Genomic DNA, 24,144 nt, shown 5'->3' with positions numbered 1-24,144 from the left:
ATATAAATCATTGTAATCAAGCCTTACAGCATTTGAGCGTTGCCGGTTCCTGGCAAGCTATGTTTGCTGAGATTTAGAGAAAGTAATGAAAAGGTAATATATTTGCGTGTGCATGATACGTGCGTTAACATTGCCTTTTAATACTTTTTTAAAACAGCATAGGTTACAATCTCCCAAACAAAGTCTTGCTTTAAAGTAATGAGACATTTTCCAGTAGACGGCCGATTTCCGGGGGAGACAATGCTTACACGTTTGCATAACAGCATCAAGCTATATTCCACGGACCGATCTTATCGAAACATAGACTGGTCAAATGGGACCGGCAGTCGACAGCTGTTCTTTGAACTGGGCCGGGGTTGCGCCTTTGTGTTTTTTAAAAGCAGTATAGAAAGTAGACTTTGAGTTAAAACCCACCTCGTAGCCGATCTCTTCCAGTTTGATCCCTTTGTCATTTGCAATCAGCTCGCAGGCCTGGATGATGCGAAATTCGTTGATATAGGTAGAAAAGCTACATTTCAGATTGTCGTTTAGCAGTTGGGAAAGCTGGTGGGCTGGTATATTAATTTTTTTAGCTAGGTCACCGATTTTCAGATCCGGGTTTTTAAAAAGTTGTTGTTCAACAATTAGCTGATGCAGCTTGTCCGCCAGAACCATCGCCTTCTGAGAATCGATCTTTTTATGACCATATTTTTCTTTCTCACCAGCAAGTGGGCCAGCGAATATGGTATTGTGCTTTTTACTGTTGACAAATAGCAGAATATTAAGGTATAGTAAAAGAGAAAAGAACAGACCTCCGCTAATGTACATCGTCTTAAAAAATCCAATCGCGGCCAGGACAAAGGCGATGTGAACAATCAGCGCGCCGCCGTAAATCGAAAGGACGGAAACTTCTGCAATTGTAAGCTTTCCTCTGGCATAGAATAGAAGGCTAAACTGCCTGCGCAGCAGCCATCCGGAAAGGATCACAAAAATGGCCCATTGCAGATAAATAAGCTTGGGGATATAAACTTTCCAGAAAGCCGGGTGCGAAGCGTAGGGGAAACAGAAACCGATAGCCACCAGCAGCACCCAAAATAGGTAAGAGTATTTCCAGCTTGCTGCCGTATGGGAAACGTTCGCAAGTGAAGCTTTGATAAAATAAAAAAGCGAAGGTCCGATCAAAAGGCATCCGGAAAGACCAATCTGAACATAGATCCTGGGAAGCTCAGGATTAAAGTATAGAAAAATAGCTTTGCAAATTCGGATGCTTAACATGAATACCAGTAAGCCCAGAAAAGTGGATGCGGGGGGATTGTCCTTTTTTAACAACAGTAGATAAGCGCTAATGACTAAGCCGTTAAAAACGCCAAGTGCACTGATTAAAAAAAGAAGTTGCTGGCCAAGAGTCATGTTTCAAAAATAATAAACTAGAATCAAAGGAGAGTTCGTGAAAAAATTTGTAGTTTCTTCCACCAATAATTACCTAAAAATAGGAATCTAATCCCAACGATCAGTGTTTATTATTTATCTTTTTTTGATTTCGGATCATTTCCAACGCCTTTTTGCCGCCTTGGCCGGGATTCAGTTGGATGGACCGCTGATACATTGCTGCTGCTTAATCGGGTTGCCTGGTTGTAGCAACACCTGTGAATAACTATCAAACGTGTTTCAGGCCTAAGTACGCAGGCCCGTATTTAATTTGAGCGTTTTAAAATCCTTAGGGTAGAAATGCGTTTCAGCACGATGATAGGGGTTTTTCTTAGCAAGAAAATCATAGCCGAGCTGATTCATTTCATCCTTGGACAACTGATAATATCCGTATCCTTTTTAAATTTTGCAGCTGCCACTGCACCATCTTTTCTTAGCGTGATCTCATATAACCGGACAATACTGTGCTTCGGTAGTGGAAACTGCTCGCCACCCAGCAGTTTCATGGCCCGAACGCCGATTTCATGCGCATTATAATGAGCGTTGTCAAATAGAATCACTGTACGATGCTGATCGATACGACGAATGATCTCCGAACTTAGGTCCTTACCGGCCTGCTATAATGGATGCCTCTTCCCGGTGAGCCGTCCGATCTGCTAGCCCTACCCAAACAGTTGCGGGTCAAGCTTGTTAACAGCCAACCTGACCGGTTCGAAGATTTGTTTCAGGGGCTGGTGCCCTGAGTAGGCGTTCGTCATTAGAAGGATCTTCCCATTTATCAAATCGACTGATTTTATTAATATTTGCTAAACAAATAACGTTCCAAAAGACGTAATGGTGGTAATGTGTAGCTTATTAGGGTATTGTAATTTTTCTTTAATTTGAGACTGTTGGAAACTGGACGGCAGGATTGCGTAAGCGGACGCGAAGTTAATCCAGATGCAATAGTAAATAAGAGTATTCGGCGTACAGCAACTAAAAAAGGATAATGACTTTTGAATCCTGTTATTAGCGATCTGGTTGGCTGGGATCCAATCCACATTTTCTCAGCCTTTAAATGAATCAAAGACTAGGATCCTGTCATTCGGAGAGGGTCGGATCGTACGGATTTATAAATTAGTACTCCTGAATCAGGATTGCTGCACTTTCATTTTCAAAGTAAACCACAGATTTGCGAAACGAAATGGAACGGTTTCATTTTGACAATCAAAATTACTTTTTAATGAAAAGGACAATCTTATTCTTAAGCTTAGTGACCGGTTTTCAGGCCTTATGCCAAAACCAGCCAACTGAAAGGCAATTAATCGAAAATACCATTCAACTCTATTTTGAAGGCTGGGCAACGGGCGATACAGCAAAGCTGGGCAAGGCTATGCATGCTTCGTGTTTTTTGAAGAACTACCGGGACGGAAAATTTACGAGTTTTTCTAAAAGCCAATACCTTGGGCTATTCAAACCACACGCCCGGACAAAAAATCTGAGTACAAACATTGTTTCCTTGGATATTACCAATAATATGGGCAGCGCAAAAGTTGAAATTATCAATGAACGGGAGGTTTTTACTGATTACTTCAATCTGATGAAAACTACTGAGGGCTGGAAGATCGCTGATAAAGTATCAACCCGCACACCTCATAAAACAAACGATGTATTACCTCAGAAAGAAATTGTTTTAGACGGTCTGAAACGCCCCTGGAGTATGGCCTTTCTTTCAGAGGACGAAGTATTGATCTCAGAAAAGGAAGGTGATTTGATAAAATACAACTTTCAGAGTAAGGAAAAAACCAGGATAAAGGGCTTTCCTTCCGACCTGGAAGATGGCCTGAATGGTTTTGGAGATAATACGGGCAAATTCGACGTGTTGATCGATCCGGATTTTAAATCCAACAGATATATTTACCTGTCTTATGCTGCGAAAGCGCAGAATGGCAGAACCACGAAAATTGTCAGGGCTGTCCTTGAAAACGCATCATTACAACAAATCAAAGTGCTTTTTGTGGCGGAACCCTATGCCGATCAGCGGGTCCACTATGGTGGTGGAATGCTTTTCGGAACTGATGGTAAGCTCTATTTTACAATTGGCGAGAGGATATTTACTGAGAAAGATGAACCTTCCATTCCCATTGCACAGAATGTGGAAGATAAGAGAGGGAAAATATACAGGATAAATTCCGATGGAACTATCCCAAATGATAACCCCGACTTTGGAGATAAGGCAATTCCAGGTTTATATGCAACGGGTATCAGGGCGGCCCAAGGTCTTACGCGTGATCTTCATACTGGCAAGATCTGGTTCAGCGAGCATGGGACACACCAGGGAGATGAGATCAATGTGTTGAAGGCTGGGGCCAATTACGGCTGGCCTATGAAGACAACAGGAAAATACCGCTTTGCAGAATATGCACCTGCGCCGATTCGGGGTAATAAATATACCGAGCCTGTATGGTCATGGATGCAGACTGTCGCGCCAACAGGCCTGCATGTTTACTGGGGGACTGAGTTTGCCGCATGGAACCACAATTTGCTTGTCGGCGGATTGTCGAAAGGCAGCTTGTGGCGGCTGGTCATGGCAGGGGAGACCGTAAAAAGCGCCGAAGAGTTATTTACCGATGACCGTCTAAGAATACGGAAAGTAATCCAAAGCCCAATGGGAAAATTGTATTTGTTGTCAGATGAAGTGAACGGGAAATTGATAAGGGTTAAAAATACGGGATTTTGAGAAGAATTGATCCACTTCTGTAATTAAACTAAATTCTGTATTTGCTTGGCTGGAATCCAGGCATCCAATATAATTCTCGAAAATCACTTTTAACAGCGCTCGAAGAACTTTTAAACGAAAAGAAGATCGCCGCTTGACCTTTTAAGCTCTTCTTGTTGCAATGCCAATCCTAAACTTTTTCTTTTTTCCATGCTGACATATAAGCTAACAATGGGCGAAGGCTTTCACCAAAATCTGTGAGCGCATATTCTACCCGAGGGGGATACTCCTTGAATTGTTCCCTGCTAATTAAGCCATCAGCTTCCAGTTCTTTCAATTGTTCAGTTAAAACTTTTTTTGAAATAGAAGGTATACGGACCCTGATTTCTCCAAATCGCCTGGAATGCTTACAAAGCACATGCAAAATAATTAATTTCCACCGTCCTCCAAGCAAAGCTATGGTTTCGGCGGCAGGACAATCACCGTATTCTGTATTATTTTTCATTAGTCACTTTTTGGTTACCCCTATTTATTTTGTTGTCAACAGAATAACGTATTTTTTAGTGCCGATTTCAGTTTCTTCGCCTAATGAAAGTAATTGATCATTTATCTTAAAATAAAAACTATGATTTTAGTAACTGGTGCAACCGGTAATTTAGGCAATGCCACCATTAATTCTTTACTGAATAAAGGCATACCCGCAAACAATATTGCAGCATTAGTAAGAGATGAATCCAAATCGGCAGATCTTCAATCAAAAGGCGTTCACGTGCGGGTTGGCGACTATCAGAATTTTGAGTCTTTAAAAAGTGCGTTCCAAGGTGTGGAAAAGCTACTGCTGATATCCTCTTCCTCGGAAATAACGCACAGGTTTATGCAACATAAAAACGTAATTAATGCGGCGAAGGAAACTGGTGTTAGTCATATCATTTACACCAGCTTTAATATGAAAGATCTGCGTGGAAGTATAATGGTTGCAGATGTTGACTACCACGCAGACACAAGTGAATATCTAAAACAGATCGCTGTACCATATACTTTGATGTCTAATACAATGTATGCTGACATGATTCCCATAATTTCCGGAAATAATATATTAGATGAAGGTATTTCCATCCCTGCCGGAAATGGTAAAACACCTTTTTTACCGATAACAGAAATGGCAGAAGCCTTAGCCGTTGTATTGACTACTTCGGGCCACGAAAATAAGGAATATGTCATTGCTGCTGAGACTGCTTTCTCCTTCGCTGAGATTGCTGACATCATATCAGAGATTACAGGGACAACGATAGCTTACAACCAAACTGAGATAATGTCCTATGTTGCCCAGCTTGTTCAGCTAGGGGTTTCCAACGATGATGCAGAATATCTGGCAAGGTACGCCGGGGCAATAGCTAAGGGTGAATTCGATACAAATCAAAGTGATGTCAAACAATTATTAGGGAGAAGTCCGATATCTTTAAGAGATTTTTTAAGAAGCATTTACGGTAAATAATTCAAAGAATCTTGTATTATTAGTAACATCCGGGCCTGGGAGCTTACCGGGCTGGATGTTATCAAAAATCTCTTAGATAGACTAAATCAGGATTGTTGCTAGCGCAACGGAATAAACATACTTTTAGCGTTAACCGTCAGGTATAAAAGTTCGGTATGTATCAATAATTTACAAGTTCAATGGGGCAGAACTCCGCTAATCATCAACTTTCGAAATCCCAGAAAGCGTCCCGCCCGCTGGACTCTTACCACCTTTCTTTGCGGAAAGGACGACTGTGTCAACTTCTAGGATTTTGTGAGAATGATTTATAAGAAAGAAAAGGATTGAATCTTTAAAAGCTATTAGTCACTCACTTTTTAGAATTTTCCCCGGATCCAAAAGGGCCGCTCTTACACTTTGATAACTGACCGTCACCAGTGCTATTCCAATAAGCAAACCGGCGGTTGCTGGGAAAGTCCACCACGATAGCTCTTGCCTGTATTTGAATCCACTCAGCCATTTGTCCATGGCCCACCACGCGGTAGGACAGGCGATCAGAATTGCGATCAGAATGAGCCTGAGAAAATGATGAGAAAGCAGTCCGACGATGCCCAAAACGGTTGCGCCCAGTACCTTCCGGATTCCTATTTCTTTCCTGCGTTGTTGAGCCATGAATGAGGCGAGGCCGAATAATCCCAGACAGGAAATGAAAATGGAAAGGAAAGCAAAGTAATTGCCCAACGTTCCGATAACCTGTTCATTTTTATACATTTTCTCATATTCCTGATCGGCAAAGCTGTATGTGAACACAAAACTGGGGTCAAGCTTTTTACAAATGGTTTCGAGACTGGCCAATGCATATCGGGTCTGCCCAGGTTGCGTTCTCACAAGCAGGTTCCCATAATTATTTTTTTCCCCAAACCACATAACCAATGGTTTGACCGGTTCTCTCAACGACTGAAAATGGAAGTCTTTAATGATACCCAGGATCTTGCCCTGCTTCCCCCATAGGGACAGCGGCTGACCAATAGGGTCCTTGTAGCCAATCCGGCGTGCAGCCTCTTCATTAATTACATATCCGGAAGAGTCCGTGGTCAGCGCCGGCGAAAAGTAACGGCCTTCTTTCAATTTCATTTTCAGCACACTGTCCATGTCGTACCCAACAGAAACCTGCGCAAACTGAATGTTTACAGAAGGATCTTTTCCTGTCCAGTCCACCTGGGTAGTGCCGCTCCCAATGCTGCTGGGCTGATAATCCATTCGGGAAACACCGTAAACTCCGGGCATATGCAGAAGTTCCTGTTTTAAGACGCTATATCTTTCTAACAATCTCCCTTCCATTGGAACGTAAATAAGGTTTTCACGGTCGAAACCCAGATTTTTCTCCTGAATAAAATTCATCTGCCGGTATACCACGAATGTCCCGATCATCAGCACCATTGAAATGGTAAACTGGATCACGACCAAGCCCTCACGGAACATAGTGGTTGACCGTTTAGATTTTAATGCACCCTTTAAAACACTGATTGGACGTAAGGAGGAAAGATACATGGCAGGATAACTTCCCGCCAAACCCCCTGTGACAGCTACGATCGTAAACATAGCCAAGGAAAAATTCCAGTCTGTCATGTGCAATGCAATCGCTTTTCCGGTAAGCTGGTTGAAAGCGGGTAAGAGCAAAATCACCAGCCCAAGCGCGCCGAGCGCAGCAGCAAAAGTCAGCAGCAGCGCCTCTCCAAGAAACTGAATGGTAAGTCGGGAGCGACTGGCCCCCACCACTTTTCTTACACCAACTTCCCTTGCTCTTCTGGCAGTCTGGGCGGTGGAAAGGTTCATGAAATTAATGCAAGCAATCAGCAATACGATCACGCCCACAATTGCAAATAAATGAACGTAGTCGATCCTGCCGCCGGAAATTTCCCCGTTATCTGTTTCCGAATGCAGATAAATGTCTTCATAGGGTTGCAGAAAAAGTTCTACGTCAAACCGCGCCGCATTTTTGGCATTGATGCTCAGGTAACTTCGTAAAGCATGTTTTATCTTGGCTTCAAAAGCCGCAACATCACTGTCCGCACGTAATTGCACCAGTGTCCAGGGACTTGGATTGCCCCATTCCTTTGCCCAAGGGTTCTGATTGAGAAAACTAGCCCAGGAAAGCAGGAAATCATATTTCTGGGAGGTGTTTAGTGGCAGGTTTTCAAAAACCGAAGTAACCTGAAATTCTTCCTTATTGTCGATCCGGATCGATTTTCCGACCGCATTTTGAACGCCGCCGAAATAATTATCTGCCAGCTTTCGCGAAATGGAGATGCTGTTTGGATCCCTTAGCGCAGTTTCCGGCGAGCCGGCCAGCAGCCTTATATCCAACATCTTAAACCAGTCAGCACCAGCCCAGTCACCTGTTTCTTTGAAAATCTTTTCCCCGACCTTCAATGTCATTGCCTTGCTCCGGGCCGTAAAAACCGATGTATGGACAATTTCCGGGAATTTCTTTTTAAACTCGTCTGCGGTTGGGCCCGGTGTAGAACCCATGGCCATCCGCTTTCCTTCTGTGATTTGCCGCCACATCAGACGGTATAGCTGAGGCCCGTTGGTATGATAGCGGTCCATATTAACTTCATCACTGATCCAAAGAAAAATCAATAAGCTGGAAGTCAATCCCAGCATGAGTCCAAGCATGTTGATCGCAGACACAGCTTTATTACGCCAGATGCTCCTAATGGCAATTTTGAAATAATTAACTATCATATCAGGGGTTAATAAAGAGTTGGACCGCCGGGCGGTTGATAACAAAGGCTGCTTCTTAATGTATTTCAATTTCATAAATCCAAATACTTCAAGCCAGTAACGCCGCCTGGCCGCTTGTACCCCCCTTCGTTTGACCTGATGCAAAAATTCTTCGTGCAAATCGCCTTCGATGGTCTCGACCATATCCGGTGCACAAAACCATCTCAAAAAGAGGACAGCCCATAGGGGCGGAGCTGGGGCTTTAAATGCTTGCCTTTTCATAAATCGGCAGCTAGTTTGAAAGGGTTTGTCAGTTTGTCCCAGAAATTGAGCCGCACATGATGGATTTCCTGTAAGGTTCTCTCCCCGTATGCGGTTACCACGAATAAACGTTTTCGTTTCCCGCCTCGCTCTGCTGTCGGTTCACCCAATCTGGATTTTACCATTCCTTTTTCTTCCAGGCGATGTAAGGCCGAATGCACCTGGTTCAACCGAAGGTCCCGTCCGGTTTGTTCGACAATATCGTGCATTACTGCCACGCCGTAAGCCTCGCCCTGCATGACGGCAACAGCCAGCAACACAATTTCTTCAAATTCTCCAAGATAGGTCCGCTTCATAATTTTAAGTTAACTCTACTTTTGCTGATAAAATAGCTTGCCAGGGAATAAGGTGGAGGTTAACGTCCTTTAAAATAGCGACTTGTGAATTATTGGCCGCATGGCTAGTGTCCGAAATTGAACAGGCTTGTGCGGTTTACGAACAGGTATAAATTTTTTATAGCTATCTCACCCTTCAAGGATTCATGAGCTTTCTGTCTAATAACTTGCTAAGACAGACTAACCATGGATTGATGCCTAATTTTTCAATTATGCTCTCCCCTCAGCGATTGACAGACATGAATAGCCAGGTACTGCCGACCAAAGGCGTCTTTTCACAAGCGATTTTGCTGATGGTTAAATTGTCAAAATCACCCGACTTTGTACAACTTTTAAAAGGCGCTTTTTATAAGTTATTAGGATCGTCGTTCAGCCAAACCCAACGTAGTCATCAGCTCCCGCACCGCAACTGATCCCGCGCGGTTTGCTCCAATAGTGGAAGCCGACGGGCCGTATCCGGGCAAATGGATGCGTGGCTCTTTTGCAACCATGGTCGCTAATCTGCCAGCCATTATAATCCCACCGCTCTGCTCTCTGGGTAAAACCGCATCCAAATGCTGCAGCGCTCCTTTAAAACCGGTGTTCCATAGAATTATATCGGCCTTTTGCTCTCTGCCATCTTCCCATTTTACTCCGTCCCTTGTGATTTCGCTGAACATGGGAAAGCGGTTAATTACGCCTCTCTTTTTCATGTCTATGACTTCTGGTGAAAGGGGAAGTCCTGTAACGGAAACGACCGATAATGGCGGCAAACCATTTCTTACCCTTTCATCTACTAAACTCACAGCGTTATGACCAGCGGCTTCGTCGAAAGGAAGTTCTCTAAACACGGGTGGGCGGCGGGTCACCCAGGTCGTTGTGGTCACTTTTGAAATCTGGTCGAGCAGTTGGATAGCAGATATACCCGCGCCCACCACCACAACATGCTTGCCCTTGAAGTAATCCGCAGTTTTGAAATCCTTCGTATGTAACTGTTCGCCATGAAACAGATCAGCTCCGGGGTAGCTTGGAATATAAGGATTTTCCCAGGTTCCGGTTGCGTTGATGATTCCCATTGCAGAAAATAGCGTTTCGGAAGTGTCTATATAAAACCGGTCGTTGCGCAGGTAAACATTTTCTACTTTCACTGGGCGGTAGACCTCAATGCCAAATTTTTGCTCGTATAGCTCATAATAATGTGGTTCAGCAATGCTGGCCTGCACGGTCTTATCGGCTTTCTCGAGGGTTTCCTCAAAAGACATACCCGGAAGATCATGTACTTTGTTTACGGTGCTCAGCGTTAGCGAGGGCCAACGGTATTGCCAAGCGCCGCCTGCGGAAGGCGCGGCATCAAGGATGATGAAATCAGGTCCTATTGCTAGCCCCAATTTCTTTAAGTGATAAGCTGCGGATAGGCCGGCCTGACCAGCACCTATGACTGCAATCTTTGTCTTGTATCGGATTTTATCTGGCATTTATACTTCCTTTTCTCTGAGCTGTTCTGATGACAAAGCTAATATCCAGCAATGAATGCGCATATATTTTGGACAGTTGACAATGTAAAGTAGTTTGACTTTGACCTTCGCAGGGTTTGTGGCGTTTAAAAACGGTTGTTTTATCTGACACTTATAATACAAATCGAGTATCTGATGAATGTCTCCCGGACAAGAGTTTTTTTATACTAGGATTTTATCTTTAAAAAAAGGACTTGAGAAGGACCGTGTGGATTTTCTAACATTATGTAACGCGATCATCTTTGGCCATACCTCTTTTTTTTTGAAAAATAAGTTTCTATGGGATTGAAAACATGTACAAGAGCAACCCAAATCGACGATATAATGCAAATTAGGATCACAGAAATAAGTGCGATGACGGTAGCGGTACCAAAAGCAGAAAAAATTGCTTCAATTTTGAAATTGAAAAAAAGTTTGGCTAGGAGAATGATACCCGCTACCGTCAGAAGTGCTGTAAGAAAAGCCAGAAGCGATTTAAAAAGAACCCGTGCTGAAAGTATATAAGCAAAAGATCCGGTAGATATGTTTAATTTTTTTTCTGATATGCTAAGGTCAGAAGAAGTACCTCTTGCCAAATAAATTACCGATTTTACCAGAACGAGCACAGCGACAACAAGCAACATACCCAGTCCAAATACATGATAATTTCTTCTCAGTGGAATTAACCCGCTATTTATAAGCGGTGTTAACGTCACTTCATAATCCATAGCAGTCCCTTTTACTTTAAAGTTCTGATTAGTTTGCAGTAATGCAAGAATGTTTTTCTCTACTTGATTTTTATCCTCCCCATCTTTAAGAAGAACAAAGGTGATTGCTCCTGACCTTTGGATTTGTCTATCTATTCCTGGATTAAGTACCTTCGTAAAGGTTGACATGGAAAGGTAAAAATTTGATTTGATTTGAGAATTGCCAGAAATTTCCCTGACTACACCAGTGACTTTTAAAGGTGTAGTCATACGTTCAAAAAACAGGCTCTTCCCCAATGCTTTTTTGCAACCAAAAAAACGGAATGCGGTTTTTTCGGTCAGGACAATACTCGCTGGCTGATTCAAGGCTGTATAAGGAGCACCTTCGATAAATGTAAAAGTAAATATGTCAAACAGTGAGGAATCTGCAAACCAACCATCGACGGTGGTGAAAGAGGTATTCTGTGCACTTAATAAACCTTTGCTGTATAAAATTTGGGTTGTCTTTGAAATACCCGTAAAATTATCGCGGAAGAAAGTTGAGGGGCAAGGCGTAATTATACTAGTGCTATTTTCTAAGGGAGTTTTCCGGGTTGTAACAAGTCTGTAAATTTGGTTTGGCCTGGGCTTTGTAATGAATATGTCATAGTGCAGTTCCTGTACTGCAAATGCCAGTAAAAATATCCCCGCTGTCATGATTGCCGCTAATATGATAAACAGGAATAGAGTGTTTTTAGTAATTTTGTCCATTGAGATAAAGAAGTGGTAAGATCTCTGAGCTCCCAGACATTCTTGACGTGCCTTTCAAAGAAATAAACTCCAATTACCATAATGAGGTTGGGTCGGATATGAAATTTTTAGAAGACCTCTAAACGAGTTGTTATCTGCAATCCTCTAAATTGATTATAGTTGATTGGCTAAATAAATGAAAGTGTAAGAAATACCATAGGTTTTGGGGCAGTATAACGTGTGTTGATCAAGTAAATTCAAATCAAAAAGCCAACCTTTACGAACATTTCGAGACGACAACGGTAATTTTTTGAAGACTTGCCGTTGAGAATCTTGTATTGAGAAGTCAGGGGCCTGTAGTCATATAGAATATGACCGCAAACCACGGGTTAGGCAAAGCGGGAACAAACGGTTCAACGACATAGCAAATTCTATTCCGCACATCACTAACAGGGTGCTGTCCAAAGAATTAAAAAATTTAGAGGCGAATTAGATGATTAAGAGGACGATCGTAGATGACTATCCGGTTCGCATCGAATATACGGTGACAGACTACTGTTTAAGTATAGAAAGCGTTGCAAAGCCTATGGAAGATGGGGGTAGAGGTCACAACGATAAAATAGCCGGAACATTCAGGTAATGTTCATCATGCAGTCAATTTAATAGGTTTTAAAAATCTGTTTAACGGAATTAACTTTTATTACTTATTTTGATGGTTTATAATACAAATACTGGTTGAATAAAGCGCATCTTGTCAAAGTAAGCTGTGATTTGTTAGCAGTATCTGGAAGTCCTAAAAATTTTACTAATAGTAAAGAAAACGGTCGTTTCAATAGAATCTGGAAGCCTTCTCAAAAGGTTGTCACTCGTAACTTGGCCCATTTTATTCATTTTAAGTGAAATAGCACACCTTAAACTGTAATTTATTTCTTGCTCAAAGCGCCTGCCACAAACGGTCGTGTGTATCTGGACAAACAACAACTAAACCACTTTGGACTTACAGTCTAATGTGGTTTAGTTGTTTACGTTTTAGGCCATCATTATAAGCGTCGTTTCAGCCCGCGCCGCTCAGGATGGCATTGGGTGAAAATAAGCGAAAAAGCCTGCACTGGCTTGTGCAACCATTTTGGCTACAACAATCTCCATATCCACTACAAACGCCAGCCTTGGGAAGCAGAAATTTGTCTCCCGAAAATAACAGTTAAGACAAATGACAAAAACTATTTTTATTACTGGTGCTTCAACAGGTATCGGAAGGGCTACGGCTAAATTGTTTGCGGCCAAAGGCTGGAAGGTGATCGCGACCATGCGCAGACCCGAAAATGAATCAGAACTTAATGCGCTGGATAAGGTAACAGTGCTGCCCCTGGATGTGACCAACCCGGCCCAGATCCGAGAAACTACACAGCAAGTGTTGGCTTTGGGTGATATTGATGTGGTATTTAACAATGCGGGTTATGGATTGTTCGGCGCATTGGAAGCGATGACCGACGAGCAGCTGGTACAGCAAATGGAAACAAATTTTTTCGGAGTCGTGCGGGTTACCCAGGCCTTTATTCCCTATTTCCGTAAGCGAAAAGCGGGACTTTTTATCACCACCGGCTCCTCGGCGGGGCTAATGGCTTTTCCGGTAAGCTCGATGTACGATGCCAGTAAGTTTGCGCTGGAAGGCTGGGCGGAAAGTCTGTCTTATGAGCTGAATGAATTTGGAATCGGCATTAAAACCATTGAACCCGGATTGGTGGCGACTGAAATCGGTGCGAAAGCGGTGTTTGCCACGCACCCGGCTTATGAAGCATTGACCAGCAAATTCATGGCGATGCTCGCACCTGACAAAGCTGCGTCAACTTCAGAACAAATCGCCGAAGTGGTGTATGGCGCGGCTACGGATGCTACCAACACATTGAGATACGTTTGTGGCGAGGATGCCAAAGAACTTTACGCCCAGCGCCTGGCTGCGGGCGACGAAGCTTTTAGGAGCGGGATTAAACAATTATTAGCCGCTGTTTAAAACCAAACGGTCTGCCAGCGCAGGCGGGAACGATTTGCGCCGGCAGACCATTATGTGATTATGAAAAGGGAACATCTCAAACCGCGCGTGTACCACTCCATTGCCGAAATGCAGCGTGCATTCGGCCTGCCGCAACCATTGCACCCTTTGATCAGCTTGCTCGATTTCAATAAGGTGCAGATCACGGCCGAAATGCTGGCCGATACTTTTGCCATGGATTTTATAACATCACCTATAATGAATCGGCGGGCTGCCGGATGAGATATGGGCAGACAACCTACGATTTTCAGGTAGGCGGTATGTTTTTTTCCTCGCCGGGCCAGCCGTTGACGGGCATTCAAGTGGCCGAATCGACCCTGGGATTTACATTGCTTGTCCACCCTGATTTCCTGCGAAACTATCCACTGGACGCCAAAATCAAGCATTATGGCTTTTTCTCTTACTCGGTGACCGAGTCGCTGCATTTGTCGGACAAAGAAAAGTTGATCATCGAAGGCATTGCCAGAAACATTGGCGACGAGCTCGAAACGGCGATCGACGAGCTGAGCCAGGATGTGCTGATTTCACAAATGGAGCTGATGCTGAATTATAGTCAGCGGTTTTACAAACGCCAGTTTATTACCCGAAACCCAATCCACAATGCATTGCTGGAAAAGATGGACCAATTGCTGAACAATTATTTCGACGAGGAGACCGCCCTGCTGAAAGGGCTTCCGAGCGTTCAATATTTTTCAGACCAACTACACGTTTCACCCCACTATCTTGGCGACATGCTCCGGGCACTGACCGGCCAGAGTACGCAGCCGCACATTCACAATAAGCTTATTGAGAAAGCAAAGGAAGTTTTGACATTTAGTGATCTGACAGTAGGTGAAATCGCCTATCAGCTCGGTTTTGAGCATCCGCAGTCTTTTAGTAAGTTATTCAAATCAAAGACAAACTTTTCCCCCCAAGAATTTAGAGCGAGTTTTAATTAAGAAAGCAGAATATGAATTTTCACGGTGATACGTATTGGAATCTCATGCGGTAAGTGAAATAAAAATATATGTAGTACTCCCGTTGTGCCTTTGGGCTCTGTTCTGATTTTTATTGGCAGGTCAAAACTTGGTGGTTGGCATAGTCCGTTAAATCGATTGATAAGTGCGGAATACTGTGGGATTTGATGAATTAGTCTGGAACTTTTGGGTAGCCGACTATCCCTATGTCCTCCTTTCGCCAATCGGGCTATTGCTTCAACACTGCAATCGTTTTAAAACCTCGGTTCCTGACGCGAAATATGGACTAAGGACTTGTAAATCAGATGAATGTGCTTTAAGATTAAATAACCGTTTTGAAAAGGAGAAGCCTTAGCAAGCGGCTTACCGAAACCTTAAGGGGTAGCCGATCAATATTCTCTTTTTTGCTGCATTTTAAATTCATAAATAATGGGAATTAAATTGCCATTTTAGAAAAAATATATTTTACATTAATAGTTATACTACAAATGCGGCAATAAACTTCCGAATGGCGAACAAATTCTTACATTTTTTGAAATGCCATCGGTATCTCGCTTTAAAAGAGTTAAACTCGGAGGGGGGAATCTTAACCATGTGTGGTGCATGATCCATAATTTTTCATCCTATGGCTGAATTGCTCAATTTGCCTCCGACAAACATTCTGTAACATTCTTCGACAGCAAATTGCGTCTATCATATTCCGGTTCTTACCTTAATGATGCCGTACTTGCCGGTGCAACTCTTTTAAGAAAATAATTAAGGCGGAAAACAAATATTTGTCGGAATTTACCCCATAAGTTGTCGGTTTTGTACTGCGCATATTCATAAAATACTACGGATTTTTGTATTGTCACTGACAATAACTAAACTGAGCAATTTTATGAAAAACCTGATACACCCAAGATATCTTCCTAAATTTCTCCTAATCGCAATCATTATGACTGTGTCATCACAATCCAATGCACAACATATCAAACCTACCGGCAGTGGTTATGCACCGGCTAATGGTACCAAAGTTTATTACGAAGTATATGGCGAGGGTAAGCCTATCGTTTTATTGCTTGGTGCTTATTGTACCATTGAGATGAACTGGGGAGAATTGATAGCTGAATTAGCAAAAACTAGAAAAGTAATTGCCTTGGAATTGCAGGGACCCGGGCATACACCGTTTTCAGAGAGAAAACTTTCACGGACCACTTTTGCTAGCGATGTGGAGAAGGTTTTGGATTACCTAAAAATAGACAGCGCTGATTTAGCAGGATAAAGTTTTGGCGGTCAGGTTGCTTACCAGTTTGCAAATACAAAATCCTAAATGGTTGCGAAAACTAGTCATCATTTCGTCATATAGTAATCTACTTCATCAGAGTCTATATTATGATGAGCCACCCTGCCAGTTAGGTAAATGTAAACTTTTCGGTTGGCGGGTAATTCTTTCTCTCCTCGTAAAAACCTCTGCCAGTCAAGAGCAACTTCTTTCAGTCTGGCTAAATACGGCTCGCATTGTATGTTAGGATCTTCAATCTGGTCTATAAGTACTCTCCATAACATGGATACAGTGAAATAGAATAGATTATTGTCATATTTTAGATGCTTCTTATCGCCAGCTAAATATGGATAGAAAATATTGTTAGTGAACCAAGTCTCCCTTTTCGAGAATTCTGTTTCAGCCTCCTGACAAAGCAAGTACTTTTTGGGGCCATCTTGCATTCTAATATTTGGATTTGCGAACCCGCGTAAAAATCGTGAGCCCGTTTTCTTGGTGTGTTCATAGGCAAACTTAGGAATGATGTGACTTACTTTTTGTTCTGCTTTAATCTCATATAATCTACAAATCCCTATCATGTTTTTTGTTTAAAGCAAAAATATGTTTCTATTTTTTTTCTACTATGCAAACTCTGGCGCACTGAGTAATTCTACCTTTTGGAAAACAGGAGCGATTTCTGGATTTACCCAATGAAGTAAAGAAACTTCTAGTCTTAAAAACAATACGCAGTTTAACTACCAAAAACTCCCATCTAAGCAAACAATCACAACAACCTTAATTTATCCCATAACCCACACTCACATAATACATCCCCCCAATAGACGGCCCTCCCAAAAAGGAAGTATAGTAATGATTAAGAAGATTGCTTGCACCTATTTTGATAAGTGATTTAATCAAAGGGAGATGATAGGTCACCTGCGCATCCAGACTCGAATATGATGGTACCTGGCCGCTGACCAGAAAAGTTTGTGATAAATAATGCGACTGCCATCTGTAAGCCAGGGTTGCATCGAAATTTTTTAACAGCTCCATTTTCGAAAAAGAGATATTGTAAATCCATTTCGGCGTATTAAAACCATCTTCCAGACCGTCCTGGTTTTCGGTATTTCGCAGCTTTGAAAATGTGGTGTTTGCCGCGATGATCAGGTTTTTGTTGAATTTATAATTAACACCTGCACTAAACCCGAAATTGTCAATAATGGACTGTGAATTCGTATACATCCGGTACTGCGATTGCGTGGTACGGCTGTATAAGTCCGCCGGAATCTTGGCAGGATTAGTTGAATTAGGCACATTCATATTGGCCTGGGCAATGAAATTGCTGAACCGGCTCAGATAAACATCCGCATTGGCATACAGACTGTTGCCAAAGAACAGACCTTTGTAGCCGGCTTCCCAGGTTTGTGCATGTTCGGGTTTAAGGTAGGTGTAAGGATTTTTTCGAAGCAGCCCTTTGTTTTTTTCAATGGCGGCTGCCTGCGTCAGGCCGGTTTGGTTGATGTCAGCAAGTACTGCTGTCTGGAATGCGGTGATGGAAGTGGCCAGCCATGCGTTTTCAAAAATTCCGCTGGACATAACCGGAAGTCCGCCAACCCTTTTTACGCCGCCGCTGTTAACATTGCTGTAAGCTTCAAATATGCTTGGGAAACGGTAACCGCTCTGGAAAGATGCACGAAAATTGTGGTTATGGACGGGGCTGTAAACCGCTGAAAATCTGGGGTTGAACGTGGTATTGAAATAATCGTTTTTATCGGCCCGTAAAATGGCTCCAAGTTTAAGCTTGCTTTGAAACAGCCCCTTGCTGATTGAAATGAAACCGCCGGTTTTGCTGTAATTAATATTCTTACCATCCTGGCCAGGCTCAGGATTCACAAAATAATTGCCATCCGGAACGATGATATAGGTCCTGTGGTCAGCTCCTACCAGAAGATCAAGATCGTACTTGGTCTTTAACGATTGAAGATAATTTTCTGTCAGATTTACTTGCAGCTCTCCATGTACCAGGCTCGCTTTCACACGCAGCGCGGCGCCGACATCCCAATTGTTAATATCCTGTAATTTTGCCAACTGCGCATTAAATGCAGGAGTGCCTGGCTGAAAGCGGCCTGCATCTGCAACCGTTCGGGCTTGCCTTAGCGCATCCGATACTGTCGCCCCGCCGGATACGGATTGATTAAACCCACTGGTGAAATCGGTATACCAAGTGTTGTCGGGTTTGTAACTTCTGTCCATATTCTCAGCCATGGAACGCAGGTTGTAGGATTTGCCGGTATTTTCAGAATTGATATAAAGCCTGGCCTGCACAGATTGGGACTGATACTGAATGGCATGTTGTTGTAAACGATAATCCTGCAACCGGAAACGGTTGGCACGCTGGTAAACATTATCAAGTTCACTAAAATGATACGAGTAGGTCAGCATGGCATCCTTGGCCACTTTATAATAAATTCCGGCATCTGCTTTTACATTTTGAAGATCATAGTTGACGACGTCCATTTCCTGATAACCTGTCCTGGCCACCACATAATTTCGGCCTCCTAGTGATATCGTTCTTCTGTCCGAACTTTCATTCCCATAGCTGTTTACAGGATCTTTCGCCGGATTGTCAGCCCCAAACAGATTGGTGCTGCGATTGGCATTTCCATTCAATTCGGTCTGGTCGGATGCAATCCAGTCGTATCCTTTTGTGAAAGCGCCGTTTACCTTGAAAGCCAGTTTTGGTGAAATTACTTTTGCAAAACGGATCGTGGTTTCTGAAAATGGTTTTACATGGCTATACCGGTCATTGAAATGATTCGCTGCGGTCTTTTGCTGTATCGAAAGCCCTTCCGATGTGAAAGGGTTTTTGGTGAAAAAATTTGCAAGCCCGTTGACGGTGTTCATACCATATAAAGCAGATGCTGTTCCGGGTAAAATTTCAACATTATCAATATCAAGATCGGTTGGCCCGAGCGCATTGCCAATCGCACCGCCGATATGCGGTGATTGCACATCCATACCATCGACCAGCTGAGCAAACCTGACATTAGTTGTATTTGAAAATCCTCTTGCATTCAAAACTTTAAATCCAAGTGATGGCGTGATCATATGAATGCCTTGCGCATTTTCAAGGCCGTCGAAAAACGAAAGAGCCGGCGAAAGTGCGATGGCCGTTTTGTTGATTTTTTGCACACTTACCGGAGAAACCAGAATGCTTTCTGTCAGCCGGGATGCAGTGACGACAACTTCCTGAAGTGAATTGGTTTTAAGCGTATCAGTCGGCGTTTGAGCTTTTGCAAAAAATGCAGACGCCATGAAAATGCAGGTAATATGTTTCTTCATATATGTTTTTTAGATCGATATAGCTTTGTGGATACAACGATATGAAAAAATAATTAGAAATGCACTTTCCTCCATTTAATTAGCCGATCAAGAAAGTAGTTCGACCAACGGCCTGAATAACGACAGCAACAACAATCCGAGAAATTATTTGAACTGTTCCCGGCTTACGGATACGACGAAGGTCTGAATAATCCATTGATACATTTTTATTGCAGGTTTTTAAACAAGATATATGTGGAAGAGGGGATGTTAGCTGGAACAGTTTTTATGTACAGGTGCTGATTAAATTACCTCAGATATGGAAAATAATTTCAGTTGCATCTTGATTGACGATGATATCGATGAGCACGAATTCTTTCAGATAATTCTCAGAAAGTGTTCTCTGCCAGTTGATTGTGTTTATACCCGGAGTTGTATCGAGGCCATTACGGCTGCCGAAAAAACGCCGGAGGAGGTATTTAGTTTTATTATTGTCGACTGGATACTTTTAGATAAAATTAGCCTGGGCTGCTCCCGTGAGCTTAAAGATGTCTCGGTATTTGGGAAATCAAAATTTATAATTTATTCAGTTACGCCTCCACCCAAAAATATTTTGTCCGATTATGCTCTGAACGAAAGATTTTTTATCAAAAAAGATCACTCCTTTGAAGCAGTTGCTGAGGAGTTGAGAAGCCTGGTAACCACTCTATAATTCGTTTTTATAGCGTAAATGATGAAGAAAAAAGATCGAAAATTGATATCTCAATGCGGTGCTAATTGGCAGGAACAGCCAATATCTATGAGATTGTCCTATGCATTATTTTGACTTCATTCGACTCAGTGTTTCAGGGGACATATTCAGATAGGATGCCACAATTTTGTTTGGTAAACGCCTTACTATTTCCGGATTTCGCTCCAAAAGCTCTTTATATCTAAATTCTGCATCCTTTGTAATCTCGCGCTGAAGTATCTGTAAGTTGTTGATATAGGCGTTTTCTAAATAAAATCTAAAAAATTTTTCCCAGGCAGGAATGATACCAAGCAAATAGTAGAAGTCTTTCCTCGTTATGCGCAGTAAATTACAATCCTCCATGACCTGGATATTTTCGGTTGAAGGTTTCATCGTAATAAAACTTGCCAGACCTGTGGCAAACTGGTTTTCAAAAGCCAGGTGCCGTGTGGATTCCTGACCATCTTCCCTGACAAAATAAATCCTGAGACATCCCTTGACAACAAAATTCATGTAACCGCCAATTTCACCTTCGCGCACCAGCAGGTCGTACTTTTGGTGCGACGAAGGTTTGAAAAATGATAAAGCAAGTTGCATTTGTTCATCGCTGAGATAAACGATGTCTTTAATATAATCGCGCAATTCGTTTTTCGCCATAAGGTCCTTTACGCAAGATTAATTTCGGATTGCTGCTTTTTGATTTTGTCTTTATTGTATTCAAAATAAGCAAGAAGAAGACTGGCCAGCGCTGCAACGGCGCCCATGATGTAAATATTTCCATAGTTGCCCGCACCGGCAAGCAGCCCTGCTACCGGTGCTGTAATGCCCATACCCAAATCAAAAAATGCGTTGTAAGCGGCCATAGCCATGCCGCGGTTTTCAAGTGTCACTTTTTTCACAGCAATAATACCGAACGAAGGAAATATCAGCGACATGCCGATACCTGTTAAACACGCTCCCGCAATACCGGCATAGGCGTTTGGTGCTTGCCAAATCAATATTTGTCCGATAATTTCAATCAGTAAACAGGCCATGGCAACACGTGCTCCGCCAAATTTGTCGGGAAAATGGGCGAAAAATATCCGCATGACAATATAGCCAGCTCCAAAAGCAGTTAAAGCCAGCGATGATCCTTCCCAGGAATTTTGACTAAAATAAAGGGTAATAAAGGAAGCAATCCCACCAAATCCAATACTGGCAAGTGCCAAACCCGTACCTGACTGCCAGACCAAATGAACTGCTTTGTAAAACGGAAGCCTGACTACATTTGAAGGAATGGGCACATTTTTCAGTAACATAACAGCCAGATAACTGATAATAGGAAAAATAATAATTGCAGAAAATGCGGCGGTCAAAGAGAATGTTGATGAGAGCAGAATTCCCAAAGGTGCGCCGCAGGCCATTCCGCCATACATGCCCATACCGTTCCAAACCATTACCTTGCCCACATTTTTTTGCCCGGCCAGAATAAATCCCCAGGCAAATATTCCGATCACCAGATAACTTTCGCCAACTCCTAAAAAGATTCTTCCTAATAAAAGCGCTGCCAGGCTAAGGTTTGGTATTGATACGGACCAGTAAGATATCAGGCACAATATTCCTGAGATGCTGGAAAGCAGGAGTCCGAGCATTACTGATTTTTTTCCTCCTTTAACATCAGACATTTTTCCGGCAAAATGGCGGCTAAGCAGTGTTGCCACGTATTGTATCCCGATTACGAAGCCGACAACCAGGTTGTTAAAACCCAATGTTTGGTGAACATAGGAAGGAATGATGCCAAGAGATATTCCCATGATAAGAAATTCAAGGAAAATAATGGCGAAAATGGTAATTAGTGTTTTTGTTAAATTAGACGCTTCCGGACCTGAAATCTGGTTGCCGGAATTATTGATTTCTGACATGCTGGTTTTAAATAATTTTCACAAAAATAATCCAAAGAAAACCAGGGGACATTGATATAGATCAAAATCAGAAAACCCAATTTTAAGATTGACTATGATGTAGGGATTGGTTCTGGGTTAAATGATTTTTAATCTTTCTTCTTCCAGATCAATTTGATACAACTGCTGGCGGATTATGGCTTCATCAATCTTTGGATCTTTGTTGAGTTCAGTCAGATACTGTCGCTGGGTTTCCAGCAGTTCTACAAAAATTTTCTTTGTTTTTTCGTTCATCCAGTTGTCATCGGTGGCCTTTGCCCGTTCCTCCCATTGTTTCAGGAATTTTTGCAAACCTGCATTTCCACTTTCATCGGTTTCATATTTGTCTTTTAAAAACTGATAGACATGTTCTTTAAGACCTTGTTTCATTTTATGCCGGCTCGCTTCTTCGGATTCTTCCTCAACAACCCCTTCAAATAATCCTGTACGTTCTATTATGACCGGCAGCGTAAGTCCCTGCACCAGCAGCGTAAGCAGTATGACGATAAAAGTTATAAAGAGAATCAGGTTCCTTTGCGGAAAAGCTGTCCCATTATCCAGCGTAATTGGGATCGCCAAAGCCGCAGCCAGCGATACTACCCCGCGCATGCCGGTCCAGCCCAAAAGCATTGGCATCAGCCAGCGCCTTCTGTTGGAACTGGCGCGAGGCATTACGCCGGGACGAAAAATGTAAGTCGCGATTAAGGCGGCATAGGAACTGATAATTCTGGCAGCTACCAATACAGCTGTGACCAATATTCCTGAGGCAATGGCGGAAGACAAAGGAATGCCTTTCTGGCGCAGACCTTCCACAATTTCAGGAAGTTCCAGTCCGATAATCAGAAAGACGACGCCATTCAAAATAAAGACAAAGCTATCCCAAACACTGGAGCTTTGAATCCGGCTTGCGCTGTTAAAGAAAATGAGCCGTTTTGCCGACAAAAACAAACCGCCACTTACCACAGCCAGCACGCCCGAGCAATGAAACTGCTCAGCCAGCCAATACATAAAATAGGGCTCAATGATCGTCAGTGCTATATTGGATGGTGCATCCAGCGGAAGGCGTTTATGTGCCTGAACAAAAATCCAGGCCAGCAGCAGACCAATACCAGCGCCCCCGGTCAGCATCCACAAAAAACTGAGGGCTGCTTCCTGCCAGATAAATTGCCCGGTTCCAACCGCGATCAGTGCAAAGCGGAATATGATCAGAGACGAGGCATCATTGAGCAGGCTCTCACCTTCCAGAATTGCTGCGGTAGTTTTTGGGATTTTCACAAATTTGGTAATCGCGCCGGTACTGACCGCATCAGGAGGAGATACGATTCCGCCCAACAAGAATCCCAGGGCTAGTGTAAATCCGGGAATGAAATGATGCGCCACAACCGCTACGGACAACGCTGTGAAAAACACAACAAGAAAGGCAAAACTGCCAATAATACGCCACCATCTTTTCATTTCTTTCAGCGAAACATTCCAGGATGCTTCAAACAAGAGAGGAGGCAAGAAAATGAAAAAGATAAGGTCTGGATTGATCCGTAAGATGGGCAGTCCCGGAAAAAAGCCAATCAGCAAACCGGCTACAACAAGTAATATCGGATAGGCGATTTTTAATTTATTGGCCAGCGTGTTCAGCAACACAATGGCAGCAATCATGGCCAGTAAAAATGGTAAATAAGTATGCATTAATAATTGTGTATAGTTGTATTGAAAATTAAATGGAGTCAATAACAGTGTTTTATCCGGAATCGCCAGCCTCAGAGGCCTGGATACTTTTTAGAATCCATTATCTGCGAAAATAACCTTTTTGAAAATAATGACACTATTAAAAATCTTACATTAAACTTGCCGGATTCAATTTCATGCTATCAGGAACTCAGTTATTATAAGTTGTGAGTCGGAATAATTGCTGGTTTCGCCAATGGAAAAAGCATTTCAATCCATTGGTCATTATCAGCCAGGTTGATCTTAAACTGAAAAAATTAGCACTGATTACGGGAAAATGCAGACTTAAAGCATATCCGGCAGTTCTTCTAATAAAAACCGGAGTACATTATC

At 42.7% G+C, this 24,144-nt stretch carries 20 protein-coding genes; 8 read left to right on the top strand and 12 right to left on the bottom strand.

Annotated features, from left to right (window positions below):
• Positions 1-309: 309 nt before the first annotated feature.
• Together IEE83_RS17285 and IEE83_RS17280 are read right to left on the bottom strand one after the other, a co-directional pair.
• Positions 310-1,389: an AraC family transcriptional regulator gene (locus IEE83_RS17285; protein WP_194121783.1), complete on the bottom strand. Its 1,080-nt coding sequence runs from the start codon at positions 1,387-1,389 to the stop codon at positions 310-312.
• Between the two features lie 377 nt (positions 1,390-1,766).
• Positions 1,767-1,967, bottom strand: coding sequence for a hypothetical protein (locus tag IEE83_RS17280; protein WP_194121782.1), 201 nt, complete (start codon positions 1,965-1,967; stop codon positions 1,767-1,769).
• A gap of 662 nt (positions 1,968-2,629) precedes the next feature.
• Here IEE83_RS17280 and IEE83_RS17275 point away from each other — a divergent pair.
• Positions 2,630-4,126, top strand: coding sequence for a PQQ-dependent sugar dehydrogenase (locus IEE83_RS17275; RefSeq protein WP_194121781.1), 1,497 nt, complete (start codon positions 2,630-2,632; stop codon positions 4,124-4,126).
• 169 nt (positions 4,127-4,295) lie between these two features.
• Here the strand turns inward: IEE83_RS17275 and IEE83_RS17270 are convergent, their stop codons facing one another.
• Positions 4,296-4,610, bottom strand: coding sequence for a winged helix-turn-helix transcriptional regulator (locus IEE83_RS17270; RefSeq protein WP_194121780.1), 315 nt, complete (start codon positions 4,608-4,610; stop codon positions 4,296-4,298).
• Positions 4,611-4,730: 120 nt separating this feature from the next.
• Here IEE83_RS17270 and IEE83_RS17265 point away from each other — a divergent pair, with 120 nt between their 5' ends.
• Positions 4,731-5,600, top strand: coding sequence for an SDR family oxidoreductase (locus IEE83_RS17265; protein WP_194121779.1), 870 nt, complete (start codon positions 4,731-4,733; stop codon positions 5,598-5,600).
• A gap of 345 nt (positions 5,601-5,945) precedes the next feature.
• On the opposite strand, the gene IEE83_RS17260 is transcribed toward IEE83_RS17265, so the two are convergent.
• From IEE83_RS17260 to IEE83_RS17245, 4 genes are all read right to left on the bottom strand, one after another.
• The gene (locus tag IEE83_RS17260; RefSeq protein ID WP_228101847.1) at positions 5,946-8,588 is read right to left on the bottom strand and encodes an ABC transporter permease; all 2,643 of its coding nucleotides are present in this window, start codon (positions 8,586-8,588) and stop codon (positions 5,946-5,948) included.
• Entirely contained in the window at positions 8,585-8,923 is a 339-nt protein-coding gene (locus tag IEE83_RS17255) for a PadR family transcriptional regulator (protein WP_194121778.1), read from the bottom strand. The genes IEE83_RS17260 and IEE83_RS17255 overlap by 4 nt, the downstream gene beginning before the upstream one ends.
• 395 nt (positions 8,924-9,318) lie before the next feature.
• On the bottom strand, positions 9,319-10,416 hold the full coding sequence (locus IEE83_RS17250) for an NAD(P)-binding domain-containing protein (protein ID WP_194121777.1): 1,098 nt from the start codon (positions 10,414-10,416) through the stop codon (positions 9,319-9,321).
• 275 nt (positions 10,417-10,691) lie between these two features.
• Positions 10,692-11,891, bottom strand: a complete 1,200-nt coding sequence (locus IEE83_RS17245) for an ABC transporter permease (RefSeq protein ID WP_194121776.1) — start codon at positions 11,889-11,891, stop codon at positions 10,692-10,694.
• Positions 11,892-12,207: 316 nt separating this feature from the next.
• Between IEE83_RS17245 and IEE83_RS33450 the strand changes: the two genes are divergently transcribed.
• The 5 genes from IEE83_RS33450 (at position 12,208) to IEE83_RS17225 (ending at position 16,140) form a co-directional block, all read left to right on the top strand.
• Positions 12,208-12,363, top strand: coding sequence for a winged helix-turn-helix transcriptional regulator (locus tag IEE83_RS33450; RefSeq protein WP_310588577.1), 156 nt, complete (start codon positions 12,208-12,210; stop codon positions 12,361-12,363).
• Between the two features lie 717 nt (positions 12,364-13,080).
• On the top strand, positions 13,081-13,881 hold the full coding sequence (locus IEE83_RS17235) for an SDR family oxidoreductase (RefSeq protein ID WP_194121775.1): 801 nt from the start codon (positions 13,081-13,083) through the stop codon (positions 13,879-13,881).
• A gap of 60 nt (positions 13,882-13,941) precedes the next feature.
• Positions 13,942-14,142: a hypothetical protein gene (locus IEE83_RS32975; RefSeq protein WP_228101846.1), complete on the top strand. Its 201-nt coding sequence runs from the start codon at positions 13,942-13,944 to the stop codon at positions 14,140-14,142.
• Entirely contained in the window at positions 14,139-14,858 is a 720-nt protein-coding gene (locus IEE83_RS17230) for a helix-turn-helix domain-containing protein (protein ID WP_228101845.1), read from the top strand. Before IEE83_RS32975 ends, IEE83_RS17230 begins: the two co-directional genes overlap by 4 nt.
• Positions 14,859-15,813: 955 nt before the next feature.
• On the top strand, positions 15,814-16,140 hold the full coding sequence (locus IEE83_RS17225) for an alpha/beta fold hydrolase (protein ID WP_194121774.1): 327 nt from the start codon (positions 15,814-15,816) through the stop codon (positions 16,138-16,140).
• A gap of 68 nt (positions 16,141-16,208) precedes the next feature.
• On the opposite strand, the gene IEE83_RS17220 is transcribed toward IEE83_RS17225, so the two are convergent.
• A complete protein-coding gene (locus IEE83_RS17220) occupies positions 16,209-16,718 on the bottom strand; it encodes a hypothetical protein (RefSeq protein ID WP_194121773.1) in 510 nt (169 codons plus the stop codon).
• Positions 16,719-16,914: 196 nt separating this feature from the next.
• Positions 16,915-19,461 carry a TonB-dependent receptor gene (locus IEE83_RS17215; RefSeq protein WP_194121772.1) on the bottom strand — a complete coding sequence of 849 codons (2,547 nt, stop codon included), beginning with the start codon at positions 19,459-19,461 and terminating at the stop codon, positions 16,915-16,917.
• 298 nt (positions 19,462-19,759) lie between these two features.
• On the opposite strand from IEE83_RS17215, the gene IEE83_RS17210 reads away from it, so the two are divergent.
• Positions 19,760-20,152 (top strand): hypothetical protein, encoded by a 393-nt coding sequence (locus IEE83_RS17210; RefSeq protein WP_194121771.1) that lies wholly within the window; start codon positions 19,760-19,762, stop codon positions 20,150-20,152.
• Between the two features lie 105 nt (positions 20,153-20,257).
• On the opposite strand, the gene IEE83_RS17205 is transcribed toward IEE83_RS17210, so the two are convergent.
• The 3 genes from IEE83_RS17205 to IEE83_RS17195 form a co-directional block, all read right to left on the bottom strand.
• On the bottom strand, positions 20,258-20,827 hold the full coding sequence (locus IEE83_RS17205) for a Crp/Fnr family transcriptional regulator (RefSeq protein WP_194121770.1): 570 nt from the start codon (positions 20,825-20,827) through the stop codon (positions 20,258-20,260).
• 8 nt (positions 20,828-20,835) lie between these two features.
• Positions 20,836-22,071: an MFS transporter gene (locus IEE83_RS17200; RefSeq protein WP_194121769.1), complete on the bottom strand. Its 1,236-nt coding sequence runs from the start codon at positions 22,069-22,071 to the stop codon at positions 20,836-20,838.
• 117 nt (positions 22,072-22,188) lie between these two features.
• Complete coding sequence (locus tag IEE83_RS17195) at positions 22,189-23,772, bottom strand: Na+/H+ antiporter (protein ID WP_194121768.1); 1,584 nt, start codon at positions 23,770-23,772, stop codon at positions 22,189-22,191.
• Positions 23,773-24,144: the final 372 nt, after the last annotated feature.

This window comes from Dyadobacter subterraneus (assembly GCF_015221875.1).
Classification (GTDB): Bacteria; Bacteroidota; Bacteroidia; order Cytophagales; family Spirosomataceae; genus Dyadobacter; species Dyadobacter subterraneus.
This window is presented reverse-complemented; position numbering and strand designations above follow the sequence as displayed.

Bases quoted from the DNA above. Each gene is read 5' to 3' on its own strand.
- IEE83_RS17210 (WP_194121771.1), top strand. From the start codon at position 19,760: ATGGAAAATAATTTCAGTTGCATCTTGATTGACGATGATATCGATGAG.
- IEE83_RS32975 (WP_228101846.1), top strand. From the start codon at position 13,942: ATGAAAAGGGAACATCTCAAACCGCGCGTGTACCACTCCATTGCCGAA.
- IEE83_RS17220 (WP_194121773.1), bottom strand. From the start codon at position 16,718: ATGATAGGGATTTGTAGATTATATGAGATTAAAGCAGAACAAAAAGTA.
- IEE83_RS17200 (WP_194121769.1), bottom strand. From the start codon at position 22,071: ATGTCAGAAATCAATAATTCCGGCAACCAGATTTCAGGTCCGGAAGCG.
- IEE83_RS17225 (WP_194121774.1), top strand. From the start codon at position 15,814: ATGACTGTGTCATCACAATCCAATGCACAACATATCAAACCTACCGGC.
- IEE83_RS17215 (WP_194121772.1), bottom strand. From the start codon at position 19,461: ATGAAGAAACATATTACCTGCATTTTCATGGCGTCTGCATTTTTTGCA.
- IEE83_RS17195 (WP_194121768.1), bottom strand. From the start codon at position 23,772: ATGCATACTTATTTACCATTTTTACTGGCCATGATTGCTGCCATTGTG.
- IEE83_RS17255 (WP_194121778.1), bottom strand. From the start codon at position 8,923: ATGAAGCGGACCTATCTTGGAGAATTTGAAGAAATTGTGTTGCTGGCT.
- IEE83_RS17275 (WP_194121781.1), top strand. From the start codon at position 2,630: ATGAAAAGGACAATCTTATTCTTAAGCTTAGTGACCGGTTTTCAGGCC.
- IEE83_RS17250 (WP_194121777.1), bottom strand. From the start codon at position 10,416: ATGCCAGATAAAATCCGATACAAGACAAAGATTGCAGTCATAGGTGCT.
- IEE83_RS17265 (WP_194121779.1), top strand. From the start codon at position 4,731: ATGATTTTAGTAACTGGTGCAACCGGTAATTTAGGCAATGCCACCATT.
- IEE83_RS17205 (WP_194121770.1), bottom strand. From the start codon at position 20,827: ATGGCGAAAAACGAATTGCGCGATTATATTAAAGACATCGTTTATCTC.
- IEE83_RS17235 (WP_194121775.1), top strand. From the start codon at position 13,081: ATGACAAAAACTATTTTTATTACTGGTGCTTCAACAGGTATCGGAAGG.
- IEE83_RS17270 (WP_194121780.1), bottom strand. From the start codon at position 4,610: ATGAAAAATAATACAGAATACGGTGATTGTCCTGCCGCCGAAACCATA.
- IEE83_RS17245 (WP_194121776.1), bottom strand. From the start codon at position 11,891: ATGGACAAAATTACTAAAAACACTCTATTCCTGTTTATCATATTAGCG.
- IEE83_RS17285 (WP_194121783.1), bottom strand. From the start codon at position 1,389: ATGACTCTTGGCCAGCAACTTCTTTTTTTAATCAGTGCACTTGGCGTT.
- IEE83_RS17260 (WP_228101847.1), bottom strand. From the start codon at position 8,588: ATGAAAAGGCAAGCATTTAAAGCCCCAGCTCCGCCCCTATGGGCTGTC.
- IEE83_RS17230 (WP_228101845.1), top strand. From the start codon at position 14,139: ATGAGATATGGGCAGACAACCTACGATTTTCAGGTAGGCGGTATGTTT.